The sequence below is a fragment of the Nocardia amikacinitolerans genome (assembly GCF_900215415.1).
Classification (GTDB): domain Bacteria; phylum Actinomycetota; class Actinomycetes; order Mycobacteriales; family Mycobacteriaceae; genus Nocardia; species Nocardia amikacinitolerans.
The window spans coordinates 325,955-338,981 of the sequence record NZ_OBEG01000006.1 but is presented as its reverse complement, the minus strand read 5'-3'; the positions used below and the strand labels follow the sequence as shown (position 1 = coordinate 338,981).

The following is a 13,027-nucleotide window of genomic DNA, read 5'->3' as shown; positions in this document are numbered from 1 at the left end:
TACGCGAAGCGACGCTCACCGTCCATCGGGTTGCGGCTCCGTCCATTTCGCCACCCACGTCTCGTTCTGCTGGGCGATCACCGTTTCGCAGTCGTCGACGAAGGCCGTCCACCGTGGCTCGTCGGTGGGTGAGCCTTCCGCCCGCCACTCGCGCAGCAGCTGCCCGAGCCGACGGGCGGTCGCGGAGTAGCTCATCACCAGGAACTCGTACCGGCGGCCTGCCAGATAACCGGCGACCCCCGCGCCGAGCGTCGTCAGCACGGCGACCCACGGTGTGAGGTTGGCGGCCCAGCTGTTTCGGCCAGAGGCGCCGACGAGGACGGCGCCGAGGGCGGCGACCACCGTCGCGGCCACGCCGAGCAGCAGGGCCGCCCCGCGTAGCCGTCGCGCCCGTACGGCGTATTCGCGCGCCCTGCGTTCGTAGTAGCCGGAGATCTGGCCCTGCACCCGATCCCGCACGTACTCCTCGGGGGTCAGGACCGGCGGTGCGCCGGAGGCGAGCCCGGCGGTGTCGGCACCGTTCGACGTCAGAAATGGCAGCAGATCGTCGGCGGGCTCCTCGATTTCGCCTACGGCCTGGTGTAGCCGGAGCAGCGCGTCGTCGTCGCGAAAGGGCTGTGCCCCTGCCCGAAACCGGTAGATCACCTGTTTGATGTTCTCCGCGACGGCGCGGGCTCGGGTCCAGCGACGGAGCTCGGCGGGGGTCAGGAAATGCGCGGCCAGGAACGTCGCAAGGGCGAGGCAGACCGCGCCGAGGGCGGCGACGACGAGCTGCGGCATGCTCGAGGTGCGCAAGACGGTGGCGGTCGCCGCCGTGGCGATCGCACCCACGCCGCTGAGGCAGAGGACGGCGACCCGAGTGCGGTCGGCACGCCGCTTCGCGGTGTCGGCGGCGCGGGCCCAGCGCATTCGCCGCGCCCACAGCGCCGCGACGGCCTCGTCGTCGCTCATGACGCCCTCCTCGCCTGCACGCCTCGATTGTCACCTGCCGCGCGGGCGCCGTCCGGGAAAAGCGCCTAACCCGCCCGCTTGCAGCCGTGACCGGATTCCCAGCCGGTGAGCATGCGGAAGACCAGCACCGCGCCCCACGGCCCGATGACCCAGATCGGCCAAGGGTAGGTGAACTCGCCGACGCCGATCGAGATGGCGGCCCAGATGACCAGCACCAGGATGCTGACACCGAGCCAGCTGCCGCCCTCGATGCGCTGCCACACCGGAATCCGCGGCCGCGACTTCGGCGGCGCGGCGGCCTCTTTCGTCAGCTTCGGCAGGTCGGAGAGCACGAGTTGCAGGTCGTCGCGGGTGGTGGTGCCGTAGACGCGCGCGACCCGCTGGTCGTATTCGGCCAGGTCGAGGCGACCGTCGGCCATGTGCCTCCCGAGCAGCCGGACGACTTGGTCGCGTTCGGCATCGGAGGCGCGGGTACCGGGCGAGATGTCCATTCCAGTTCCTATCGACGATTCCACCCTCCACAGTGGAATATTGCCCCTAGCGTGCACCCTCCAATGTGGAATGTCAACCCCGGACTTCGCCGGACGCCTCCCCGCGCGGGGTCCGGCACGGCAAGATGGAGCGGGTGCCGACGGCGGCATGCGAGCTTCGAGGAGGATTTCGTGTCCGAAACCGTGCGCGGCGTCATCGCCCGAGCCATCGGCGCTCCGGTCGAACTGGTCGACGTGGTCATCCCCGATCCCGGTCCGCACGACGTGGTGGTGCGCGTCCAGTCCTGCGGCGTCTGCCACACGGATCTGCACTACCGCGAGGGCGGCATCAACGACGAGTTCCCGTTCCTGCTCGGCCACGAGGCGGCGGGTGTGGTGGAAACCGTCGGCGCGGCGGTCACGCACGTGGCGCCCGGCGACTTCGTGGTGCTGAACTGGCGCGCCGTCTGCGGCGAATGTCGCGCGTGCAAACGCGGACGCCCCTGGTACTGCTTCGCCAGCCACAACGCGAGCAAGAAGATGACGCTCACCGACGGCACCGAACTGAGCCCAGCACTGGGCATCGGCGCCTTCGCCGACAAGACGCTGGTGCACGAAGGACAGTGCACCAAGGTCGATCCCGAGGCCGACCCCGCCGTCGCGGGCCTGCTCGGCTGCGGCGTGATGGCGGGCCTCGGCGCCGCGATGAACACCGGCAACGTCTCGCGCGGCGACACCGTCGCGGTGATCGGCTGCGGCGGTGTCGGCGATGCCGCCATCGCGGGCGCCCGGCTGGCAGGCGCCCGCACTATCGTCGCGATCGACCGCGACCCGCGAAAACTGACCTGGGCCAAGGAGTTCGGCGCCACCCACACCGTCGACGCGAGCGCCGAGGACGTGGTGAGCCGGGTCCAGGAGCTCACCGACGGTTTCGGCGCCGACGTGGTGATCGACGCCGTCGGTCGACCGGAGACCTGGAAGCAGGCCTTCTACAGCCGCGATCTCGCGGGCACCGTCGTGCTGGTCGGCGTCCCGACCCCCGACATGACCATCGAGATGCCGCTGATCGATCTGTTCTCCCACGGTGGCGCGCTGAAGTCGTCCTGGTACGGCGATTGCCTGCCGGAGCGCGACTTCCCGATGCTCGTCGAGCTGTACCGGCAGGGCAGATTGCCGCTGGACCGCTTCGTCACCGAGCGGATCGCGCTCGACGAGGTGGAGCGGGCCTTCGCCGCCATGCACGCGGGCGAGGTGCTTCGCTCGGTGGTGGTCTGGTGAGCGCGCGCATCGACCGGGTGGTCACCTCCGGCACCTTCTCACTGGACGGCGGCACCTGGGCGGTCGACAACAATGTCTGGCTCATCGGCGACGACCGCGAGGTGCTCGTGGTGGACGCGGCGCACGACGCCGACGCCATCGGCGCCGCGGTCGGCGGGCGGCACGTCGTCGCGGTGCTCTGCACGCACGGCCACAACGACCACGTCACCGTCGCGCCGGAACTCGCCGAGCGCCTGGACGCGCCCGTCCTGCTGCATCCCGGCGACGACCCGCTGTGGCGGATGACCCACCCGGACGCCGGCTACCGTTCGCTCGCCGACACGGCGCGAATCTCGGTGGCGGACACCGAGATCGAGATCCTGCACACGCCGGGCCACTCGCCCGGCTCGGTCTGCCTCTACCTCCCGGAGCTGCACGCGCTGTGCACCGGCGACACACTCTTCGCCGGAGGACCAGGCGCGACCGGCCGCTCCTACTCCGACTTCGACACCATCATCGATTCCATCCGCGACCGCCTGCTCACCCTCCCCGACGAGACCACAGTCCACACCGGCCATGGCGAGGGCACCACCATCGGCGCCGAGAAGCCATCACTGGCCGACTGGATCGCCCGCGGCCACTAGCCGGCCCGACCGGAGGTCACCTTCGACACTCCGGACACCGTGACGGTCACCTTCGGTCGTCAGAGAATGGCGACCGCGACCACCAGGCCGAGCGCGAAGTGGGCCGCAGCCACCACGAGCACCTCGGTGGTGAACTTCTCCGCGTGCAGCGCGCCCCCGATGTCGATGCCGAGCACGCGCTCGACGACCCGCACCGAGATCACCTGGGCGATGATGCCGACCAGACCGAAGACCAGCGCGGCGATCAGGCCCTCGGCGAGCTTGCCGCCCGCGGCGAAGATCGCGAGCACCACGATGAACGCCATGCTCAGCATGCCCGCCGCCGTGACGATGATCGCGTTGGGCTTGCCCTCGGCGACCAGCGCGCGCAGCTTGCCGGGGGTGGTCAGGTCGATGGCGTAGAAGCCGACGAGCATCAGCGCGAGGCCGACGAGCGCGTAGAGGACGATCGCCCCCACGCCTTCGCCGAGCGCGCTCCAGTACCCCGATTCGAGGGCGACTGCGGTCATCGTGGTCCTTCCGGAGGTGTTCCCGTATGGGTGAGTGGTCTATTCGGTCGGTATGCGGTGCGGCACGAACGCCGCGCCGTCGTCGGTGATCAGGCCCGCGGTCTCCCGGATGCCGAGGCCCGCCGAAGCGTCGCCGACGATCCAGGCGCCGAGCACGGGCCGCATGTCGTCGAATTCCGGTAGCGGGTCGAGCAATTGGTACACGAAGCCCTCGGCGCCGTAGACGCCGCCGGTGGCGGTCTCCAGTCCCGCGCCGACGATGGTCATGTTGGCGCCCTCGCGGCCGAGCTTGGGCTTGCGGATGTACTCGGTGAGCTCGTTGGGCTGATCGAGATAGGCGGGCAACAGATTCGGGTGCCCGGGGTACATCTCCCAGAGGATCGCCAGGATCGCCTTGTTGCTGAGCAACGTCTTCCACAGCGGCTCGACCCACATGGTCTGCGGCAGGCTCTGCACCACGCGCTTGCCGAAATCGTCGTCGAGCACCCACTCCCAGGGGTAGAGCTTGAAGACGGACTCGATCGGCGCCTCGGCCAGATCGACGAAACGCTCGAGCTCCGTGTCGAATCCGACTTCCTCGATGGGCAGCGCGATGGTGTCGAAGCCCGCCTCGGCGGCGGTCTCCTGCATGTAGGCCGTCGTGACGTTGTCCTCGCCGGTGGCGTCGGCGGAGGACCAGGTGAAATGCAGCTGCGGCGAGGGCAATTGGTCGCGCAGCTCGCCCCAGCGTTCGACCAGCTTCTCGTGCAACGAGTTCCACTGGTCGTCGTCGGGGTACTGCGCGGTCAGCCAGTGCCACTGCACGATCGCCGCCTCCAGCAGCGAGGTCGGCGTATCGGCGTTGTACTCCAGCAGTTTCGCCGGGCGGCGCGCGTCGTAGCGCAGGTCGAAGCGGCCGTACACGTGCGGGTCGCCGCGCCGCCATGATTCGGCGATCGGCTCCCAACTCCATTCCGGCAGACCGAAATCCCGGAACCGCTCGGTCAGCACGACGTGCTCGACGGCGTTCAGGCACATCGAGTGCAGCAGTTCGACGTCGGCCTCGAGCGCGAGGATCTCCGGCATGTCGAACTCGTAGTGCACCGACTCGTCCCAGTACGGGCGCGGCTGGCCGCTGGCGTCGCGGCCCGGTGCGCCGTAGACGAGTCCCTGCCCCTCGATGATCCGCTTCCAGTCCTGGCGCGGCGTGCTGCGAACCCGACGCATCAGGAGCCACTCCCGCCGGTGCTCTTGCTGCCGAGGCCGCCGCGCTGGATGGTGGTGCCGGACTTGGTGGTGATCTGCGCTCCCTTGGGTTTCAGGGTGGAGCCGCCGACGGGCGGCATGCCGACGGTGTTGGCGCCGCCGTAGTAGTAGCGGTACTGCGGGCCGCCGCCGTAGATGATGATCGGGCCCGCGTGGCCGTGCGAGCCGCCGCCGCTGTCGTCGACGAAACCCGCCGTGCCCGGCGTGCAGTACTTGTCCTCGACGACGATCTCCTGGCCGTTCTCGGTCTGCACGCAGTAGGCGGTGACCTCGTCCGGCGCGGTGAGCGCCCGATACGCGAGGTAGCCGCCGCCGACGAGTCCCGCGACGCCGACGATCGCGACACCGCCGATCAGTACGCGTTTGCGAGTGCGCTTCTTGGCCTCGGCCGCCGCCTCCGCCGCGCGCTGCGCCTCCGCGGCGCGTTTGCGGGCCTTGTCCCTGGCGCGAGCCTCGGCGACGCTGGGCGGGCGAGGCTGGGTGACGCCGGGCTCCTGGCGCTGGATGCTGCCCGGTTTCGGACCCGGCGGCGGTTCCTGACCCTGCCCCGGCATGTCCGGCGGCTCGGGCACGTTCAGCTCAGGGGTGGTCCACTCCGGTTGCTCGGCGGGCTCCTCGGGACGTCGTCGGTCCCCGTCGCCCGGGTTCTGCGTGCTCACCGATCCCTCCCCATGGCCGTCGGATCCACCACTAGCGCTCCTCGAATCCGGTCGAATCACCCCGCGGAGGCTCCCAGCTTTCCACAACCAAAGTCACCCGGCCAGGCGTATCGCCCGATCGCAGCAGTTCCAGCAAACGCTCGCACGCCGCGCGGGTGCCCTCCGCGATCACGTGCACGCGTCCGTCGCTGGCGTTGCGCGCGGAACCGACCAGGCCGAGTTCCAGCGCGCGCGACCGCGTCCACCAGCGGAAACCGACGCCCTGCACCGTGCCGTGCACCCAGGCGCCGAGCCGGACCCGGTCGGTGGATTCGGCCGCGCCGTGCGGAGTCTCAGTCATTCGCTCAGGATGCCGTACCGGTTGCCGCGCGGGCGCAGGGGGCCGGACATGCCGGGCACCCGGCCGCGAATCGGTGCGGACGGGCGCTCGGGAACGCGTCGGGGCCTCCGCGGCTTCGGACGTCGCCCGACAGTGCTGTCAGGAGTCGACGTCGAAGGCGAGCGTGACCTTGGTGCCCGCCTTCAGCGTGCGGCCCACGGTGCACACCTTGTCGATGGCCCGCTGCACTGTGACGAGCAGCCGCTCGCGCGCCGCCTCGTCCAGCTCGCTCAGATCCAGCTCGAACACCTCGTCCAGCTGCGGGTAGACCTCGTTCTCCCGGTCGGCGTCGCCCGCGACGTGGATGGTCGCGTCGAAGTTGTCGCCCAGCTTGCGCGAGAGCGGGAAGTCCGCGCTCAGGCCGGAGCAGGCGGCCAGCGCGATCTTCAGCAGCTCGCCGGGCGTGAACACTCCGGGCACGCCCTGCGACCCGATCAGCACCTCGGCGCCACGCGAGCTGCGTCCGGTGTACGCGCGGGTGCCGGTGCGCTCGACCCAGAGGGTGGTCGGCTCCACGGTGGTCGACGCCGTGGTGCCGGTCGCAGGGGCAACGGTTGGTTCAGCCATGGGTTCGATCCTGCCATCTTCGTCGGGAACGGCTCACGCCTGCCAACAGCGCGCGGGTGGACGCCATTCCACGGTGCGACCTCGGCCACACCCGCCACTCGACGCCCGTTCTCGACTCGCGCGCGTCCGCGGTGTGCTCAGACCTGGAAGCGATACCCCATGCCCGCCTCGGTCAGCAGGTGCTTCGGCCGCGACGGATCATCCTCCAGTTTGCGGCGCAGTTGCGCGAGATAGACGCGCAGATAATGGGTTTCGGTCGCGTAGGAGGGTCCCCACACCTCGCGCAGCAGTTCCTTGCGGCCGACGAGTTTGCCCTTGTTGCGGACCAGCATCTCGAGCATCCCCCATTCGGTCGGCGTGAGATGGACGGCCGCGCCGTTCTTGGTGACCTGCTTGGCGGACAGGTCGACGGTGAACGAATCGGTCACCACCACCGGATCGGACGTCTCGCCGTCGGTCGCGCCGCGCCGCACGGCCGCGCGCAGCCGGGCGAGCAGTTCGTCCATGCCGAACGGCTTGGTCACGTAGTCGTCGGCGCCCGCGTCGAGCGCCTCCACCTTGTCGGTGGAATCGGTGCGCGCCGAGAGCACGATGACCGGCGCGCCGGTCCAGCCGCGCAGACCGCCGAGCACCTCGATGCCGTCCATATCGGGCAGGCCGAGATCGAGGATGACCACGTCGGGGTGCTTGTCCGCGGCGGCGCGCAGTGCGGCCGCGCCCGTGCCCGCGGTGATCACCTCGTAGCCGCGCACCGACAGGTTGATCCGCAGCGCGCGCACGATCTGCGGCTCGTCGTCGACGACGAGCACCTTGATCGGCGGCGCCTTCGCGGCTTCGGCCTCCGGCCTGATCTCGCTCACCACGAATTCCCGTGCGGCACGATCCGTTTCACCACGTTCCACCACCTTCGTCATCCGGGCGCGCCCCGCCCCGCGCCACCGCCATCCCTGCCATCCTCCCCCGCACCGACGCGCTCCCCCGAAGCCGCGCCGGACGACTCGCGACCGTCCCCGGCCCCGGACCCCCGCCACTCGTTCGCCGCGATCCAGTCACCCCCTGCCGATGGTGGAGCGGGTTCGGATGCGGATCCGTTCCGCTGCACCACCTCGGCCGCACTCGCAGCCTCGCCCCCGCCCTCCGACGCGGACGCAGACGCAGAACCGAGCCGCTCCGGTTCCTCGGGCCGACTCGCCGCCCCGGCATCACCAGCCGCCGACCTGGACGGCTCGGTCGCCGAACCATGCCGCTGGGGCACCTCGACCTCGCTGGCATCCTCGCCACCCGCGGGCGCCGACGCGGATGTGCTTCGCTCCGGCACGTCGGCCTCGCTCGCCTTCGCACCGTCGCCCCCGCCCTCCGACGCCGCGGATCGCGTCACGCCGGTCTCTTCCGTCACCGACACCGCCGCATCGGCGGCGGGCAGGTCGACCAACATCGTCAGCCCGCCGCCCGGTGTCGGCTCGGCGCGCACGACGCCGCCCATCGCCTCGACGAAGCCGCGCACCACCGAGAGGCCGAGGCCTACGCCGGTGGTGTTGTCCCGGTCGCCGAGTCGCTGGAACGGTTCGAAGAGCTGTTCCTCCGCGCCGGGCGGCACCCCCCGTCCGCGGTCGACCACCGCGATCGCGACGTGGTCACCGTCGCGTTCGGCGGTCACCCGGACCGGCGTGTCGGGTGGTGAGTGGCGGATCGCGTTGTCGATCAGATTGGCGAGCACCCGCTCCAACAGACCCGCGTCGGCCAGCGCCGACACCTCGCCGACGGACACCTCCACCCGGTTCATCGCGGCGCGCCGCAGTCCGCGCGCGCCCATCCCGACGCTCACCAGCGCACGATGCACCACCTCGTCCATGTACACCCGGCGCAGCTGCGGGCTCACCACGCCGACGGCCAGTCGCGAGGAGTCGAGCAGGTTGCCCACCAGCGCGGTCAGCTGGTCCACCGATTCCTCGATGGTCTCCAGCAGTTCGGTGGTGTCCTCCGGGGAGAACTCGATGTCGTCGCTGCGCAGACTGGACACCGCGGCCTTGGCGCCCGCCAGCGGCGTCCGCAGGTCGTGGCTCACCGCCGAGAGCAGCGCGCGACGCAGGCGGTCGGCCTCGAGCAGCGCCGCCGCGGCGCTCGCCTCCTCGGCCAGCTTCGCCTGGCGCAGGAGTGCCGCGGCCTGGTTGGTCACCGCGTTGAGTACCGGCAGGTCGGCCGCGTCGAGCGTGTGCCCGGCCAGCAACAGCTGGCTGGCGCCGTCCCCCGCCTCGATGACGGTGTCCGCGGCGCTCGTTCGCTGTGGCGGTTCCGTGCCGACCTGGGCGACGACCGCGCCGCCGCTCATCATGCTCACCGCCCGCAGCCCGAACGTCTCGCGCACCTGCTCGAGCAGATTGGGCAGATCGGCGCCGTGCAGCACCGCACCGGCGAACATGGTCAGCAGCTCGGCCTCGCGAGACGCCTTGCGCGCCTGTCTCGTTCGCTTGGCGGCGACATCCACCAGCGCCGCGACCGCGAGCGCGACGAACAGCATCACCACCACGGTGACGAAGTTGTCCGGTTCGGCGATGGTCAGGCTGTAGCGCGGATCGGTGAAGAACCAGTTCAGCAGCAGTCCCGACAGCAGCGCCGAGAACGAGGCGGGCAGCACGCCGCCGAGCAGCGCGACCGCGACGACCCCGATGAAGAACACCGCGCTGAGCCCGCCCAGCTGGAGGTAGGTGTCGAGCACGGCGCTCAGCGCGCACACCAGCATCGGGACCAGGATCGCCGCGGTCCAGGCGAGAGCAGGCTGACGCGGCACGAGTCCGCGCCAACGCACGCCGCGATGGGCCTCCTCGTGGGTGACCATGTGCACGTCGATCTTCCCGGAGCGCTGCACGACGGACGAGCCGATGCCCTCGTCGAAGATCCGTGCCCAGCGGGAGCGCCGCGAGGTGCCGAGCACCAGCTGGGTCGCGTTCACCTCGCGGGCGAATTCCAGCAGCGTGCCGGGCACGTCGTCACCGGTGACGGTGTGCAGCGAGGCGTCCAGACTGGCGGCGAGCTCGCGCAGCCGGGCCAGCCGTTCGGTCGACACGCCCGCGAGCCCGTCCCCGCGCACCACGTGCACGACGACCAGATCGGCGCTGGATTTCGTCGCGATCCGGCTCGCCCGGCGCACGATCGTCTCCGACTCAGGGCCGCCCGTCACCGCGACGACCACGCGTTCGCGCGCCTCCCACAGCTCGGTGATGTGGTGGTCGGCGCGGTATTTCGCCAGCGCGGCGTCGACCTGGTCGGCCAGCCACAGCAGCGCGAGTTCGCGCAGCGCGGTCAGGTTGCCGGGCCGGAAGTAGTTGCGCAGCGCGGCGTCGACCTTGTCGGCCGCGTAGACGTTGCCGTGGGAGAGCCTGCGCCGCAACGCCTCCGGCGTGATGTCGACCAGCTCGACCTGTTCGGCGCCGCGCACAACGGCGTCCGGGACCGTCTCGCGCTGCTGGATGCCGGTGATCCGCTCGACCACGTCGTTGAGGCTCTCCAGGTGCTGGACATTGACCGTCGAGATGACGTCGATGCCCGCGTCGAGCAGCTGCTCGATGTCCTGCCAGCGCTTCTGGTTGGCGCTGCCCGGCGCGTTGGTGTGCGCGAGCTCGTCCACCAGCACGACCGCGGGCGCGCGGCGCAGCACCGCGGCCACGTCCAGCTCCGGGAATCGCGCGCCGCGGTACTCGATGATCTTCGGCGGAATCCGCTCGATACCGGCCAGCAACTTCTCGGTCTTGGCCCGGCCGTGCGTCTCCACCACCGCGGCCACCACGTCGCGGCCGCGCTCCAGCCGCCGGTGGGCCTCGCCCAACATGGCGTAGGTCTTGCCGACACCGGGCGCCGCACCGAGATAGATCCGTAGTCGACCGCGCTTCACGTGTCCATCATCGCGCGTCCGAGCAGCCACGCCGCGAATCCCTCGGATCAGTCGACCCGCCGCACCGCGCCTCACGCATCGACGGTCCACGCGGCATCCCGCGGCCGGACGCGCCGGCCCCCGACGCTCACCCGCCGCGGCCGGACCGCCTCCCCGCGCAGCGCGAACCCCCGGATGACCAGCGCGCAGCACACGAAGCCGAGCAGCAGCGCGACGGTGACGGTCGACATATCGATCCTCTCCACAAAACGAGCAGGGCACCGGTCGCGCTGGATGTGCCCCGCCTCGCCGGCCCCATCAGGAATACCGCCGCCGCGGCCGCCCACCACGGATCTTTACGTTCTATTGACGCCTTCGACACCGTCCTTGACGCCATCTTTGTGCGCGTCCACGTGGGGTGTGATCAGCGCCGCAACCTGCACGAACCCGCTCGCGCGCGGGCAGCCGCATCGCGACGGCGAGTCCGTCCCGCGCGCCGAGCGACGCGCCCGTCAACGAACCGTCAATGCCGCGGCGCCGAGCGCTAAGAACTCGTCAGGGAATCGGCTTCGGCCCGGATGGGGCGCTTGACTCGCTGTGCGCTCCACATCCGGGAGCCGCAAGGAGGTTCGGAAAGTCATGTCTGTCGTGGTGTTCACCGCGCTCACGATCGCGGTGTTCGCACTGCTCGGTCTGATTCAACGAGGGGTGGAGAAGCTGTGACCGCGAACCTGATCGGTCTCGCGCTCGCCGTCCTGGTCGCCGTCTACATGGTCGCGGCCCTGCTTTTCCCCGAGAGGTTCTAGGTGAACACGACAACCGCGGGGATCGTCTTCGTGGCGTCCCTGGTCCTCGCGCTGGCCTTGGTGCACGTCCCGCTCGGCGACTACATGTACCGGGTCTACAGCAGCGCGAAGCACACCCGCGCGGAGCGGCTGATCTACCGCGCGATCGGCGCGAAGCCGGAGGTCGAGCAGACCTGGGGCGTCTACGCCCGCAGCGTGCTCGCGTTCTCGGCGGTCGGCATCCTGTTCCTGTTCTTCTTCCAGTTGATCCAGGACAAGCTGCCGCTGCACCTGAACGATCCGGCGACCGAGATGACCCCGGCGCTGGCCTGGAACACCGCGGTCAGCTTCGTGACGAACACCAACTGGCAGAACTACTCCGGCGAGTCCACCCAGGGACACCTGGTGCAGATGGCCGGGCTCGCGGTGCAGAACTTCGTCTCGGCCGCGGTGGGCATGGCGGTCGCGATCGCGCTGGTGCGCGGCTTCGCCCGCAGGCACACCGGCGATCTCGGCAACTTCTGGGTCGACCTGGTGCGCGGAACGCTGCGCATCCTGCTGCCGATCGCGTTCGTGTTCGCGATCGTGCTGGTGGCGGGGGGTGTCATCCAGAACTTCCAGCTGCACGACCAGGTCGCGCAGACCATCGCGGGCGCGCAGCAGACGATCACCGGCGGGCCGGTCGCGAGCCAAGAGGTCATCAAGGAACTCGGCACCAACGGCGGCGGCTTCTACAACGCCAACTCGTCGCATCCCTTCGAGAACCCGACGACCTGGACGAACTGGATCGAGATCTTCCTGATCCTGGTCATCGCCTGCTCGCTGCCGCGCACCTTCGGTCGCATGGTCGGCAGCGCCAAGCAGGGCTACGCGATCGTGGCGGTGATGGGCACGATCGCGCTGACCAGCATCGCGCTGACCAATCTGTTCCAGCTCCAGCACCACGGGACCGTGCCGACGGCCATCGGCGCCGCCACCGAGGGCGTGGAAACCCGCTTCGGCGTATCGAATTCGGCCACCTTCGCGGCCTCGACCACGCTCACCTCGACCGGCGCCGTGGACTCGTTCCACGATTCCTACACCAGCCTCGGCGGCCTGATGACGATGTTCAATATGCAGCTCGGCGAGGTCGCGCCCGGCGGCGTCGGCTCCGGCCTGTACGGCATGCTGATCCTCGCGGTGATCACCGTCTTCGTCGCGGGCCTCATGGTCGGACGCACCCCGGAGTATCTTGGCAAGAAGATCACTCCGCGCGAAATCAAGCTGGCCGCTTCGTATTTCCTCATCAGCCCGCTGCTGGTGCTGACCTTCACCGCGCTCGCCATGGCGCTGCCCGGCCAGCGCGCGAGCATGCTCAACGGCGGGCCGCACGGTCTGTCGGAGGTGCTGTACGCCTTCACCTCCGCCGCCAACAACAACGGCTCCGCCTTCGCGGGCCTGTCCGGCAACACCGAGTGGTACAACACCGCGCTCGGCCTTGCCATGGTGCTCGGCCGGTTCCTGCCGATCGTCTTCGTGCTCGCGCTCGCCGGATCACTTGCCAAGCAGGGCACAACGCCCGCGTCGATCGGCACGCTGCCGACCCATCGCCCGCAGTTCGTCGGGCTGGTGGTCGGCGTGACCGTGATCCTGGTCGCGCTCACCTTCCTGCCCGCGCTCGCGCTCGGGCCGCTCGCCGAGGGAATCCACTGAC

Annotated in this window: 13 protein-coding genes and 1 pseudogene; 4 read left to right on the top strand and 10 right to left on the bottom strand. The window is 70.1% G+C overall.

Annotated features, from left to right (window positions below; genetic code table 11):
• Positions 1–15 precede the first annotated feature (15 nt).
• Together CRP45_RS26140 and CRP45_RS26135 are read right to left on the bottom strand one after the other, a co-directional pair.
• Complete coding sequence (locus CRP45_RS26140; RefSeq protein ID WP_097247425.1) at positions 16–951, bottom strand: DUF4231 domain-containing protein; 936 nt, start codon at positions 949–951, stop codon at positions 16–18.
• Between the two features lie 65 nt (positions 952–1,016).
• On the bottom strand, positions 1,017–1,442 hold the full coding sequence (locus CRP45_RS26135) for a DUF1707 SHOCT-like domain-containing protein (RefSeq protein WP_067782105.1): 426 nt from the start codon (positions 1,440–1,442) through the stop codon (positions 1,017–1,019).
• A gap of 171 nt (positions 1,443–1,613) precedes the next feature.
• Between CRP45_RS26135 and CRP45_RS26130 the strand changes: the two genes are divergently transcribed.
• Positions 1,614–2,699, top strand: a complete 1,086-nt coding sequence (locus CRP45_RS26130) for an S-(hydroxymethyl)mycothiol dehydrogenase (protein ID WP_097247424.1) — start codon at positions 1,614–1,616, stop codon at positions 2,697–2,699.
• Positions 2,696–3,322 (top strand): MBL fold metallo-hydrolase, encoded by a 627-nt coding sequence (locus CRP45_RS26125; RefSeq protein ID WP_097247423.1) that lies wholly within the window; start codon positions 2,696–2,698, stop codon positions 3,320–3,322. Before CRP45_RS26130 ends, CRP45_RS26125 begins: the two co-directional genes overlap by 4 nt.
• Positions 3,323–3,381: 59 nt before the next feature.
• On the opposite strand, the gene CRP45_RS26120 is transcribed toward CRP45_RS26125, so the two are convergent.
• The 8 genes and pseudogenes from CRP45_RS26120 to CRP45_RS34035 form a co-directional block, all read right to left on the bottom strand.
• Positions 3,382–3,831, bottom strand: coding sequence for a DUF350 domain-containing protein (locus CRP45_RS26120; RefSeq protein ID WP_097247422.1), 450 nt, complete (start codon positions 3,829–3,831; stop codon positions 3,382–3,384).
• A 39-nt stretch (positions 3,832–3,870) separates the two neighbouring features.
• Positions 3,871–5,037: a glutathionylspermidine synthase family protein gene (locus tag CRP45_RS26115; protein WP_067782091.1), complete on the bottom strand. Its 1,167-nt coding sequence runs from the start codon at positions 5,035–5,037 to the stop codon at positions 3,871–3,873.
• Positions 5,037–5,735 (bottom strand): hypothetical protein, encoded by a 699-nt coding sequence (locus tag CRP45_RS26110; RefSeq protein WP_097247421.1) that lies wholly within the window; start codon positions 5,733–5,735, stop codon positions 5,037–5,039. The genes CRP45_RS26115 and CRP45_RS26110 overlap by 1 nt, the downstream gene beginning before the upstream one ends.
• A gap of 31 nt (positions 5,736–5,766) precedes the next feature.
• On the bottom strand, positions 5,767–6,075 hold the full coding sequence (locus CRP45_RS26105; RefSeq protein ID WP_067782085.1) for an acylphosphatase: 309 nt from the start codon (positions 6,073–6,075) through the stop codon (positions 5,767–5,769).
• Between the two features lie 138 nt (positions 6,076–6,213).
• Positions 6,214–6,681, bottom strand: coding sequence for an OsmC family protein (locus CRP45_RS26100; protein WP_067782082.1), 468 nt, complete (start codon positions 6,679–6,681; stop codon positions 6,214–6,216).
• A 137-nt stretch (positions 6,682–6,818) separates the two neighbouring features.
• Positions 6,819–7,490 (bottom strand): response regulator, encoded by a 672-nt coding sequence (locus CRP45_RS26095; RefSeq protein ID WP_253809573.1) that lies wholly within the window; start codon positions 7,488–7,490, stop codon positions 6,819–6,821.
• 605 nt (positions 7,491–8,095) lie between these two features.
• Positions 8,096–10,570: pseudogene (locus CRP45_RS26090) on the bottom strand (DUF4118 domain-containing protein); the annotation flags it as partial.
• 71 nt (positions 10,571–10,641) lie between these two features.
• Entirely contained in the window at positions 10,642–10,800 is a 159-nt protein-coding gene (locus tag CRP45_RS34035; protein ID WP_157107645.1) for a hypothetical protein, read from the bottom strand.
• 327 nt (positions 10,801–11,127) lie between these two features.
• Here CRP45_RS34035 and CRP45_RS35350 point away from each other — a divergent pair, with 327 nt between their 5' ends.
• Complete coding sequence (locus tag CRP45_RS35350) at positions 11,128–11,355, top strand: potassium-transporting ATPase subunit F (RefSeq protein ID WP_097247420.1); 228 nt, start codon at positions 11,128–11,130, stop codon at positions 11,353–11,355.
• Entirely contained in the window at positions 11,356–13,026 is a 1,671-nt protein-coding gene (gene kdpA / locus CRP45_RS26080; RefSeq protein ID WP_097247419.1) for a potassium-transporting ATPase subunit KdpA, read from the top strand.
• Position 13,027 lies beyond the last annotated feature (1 nt).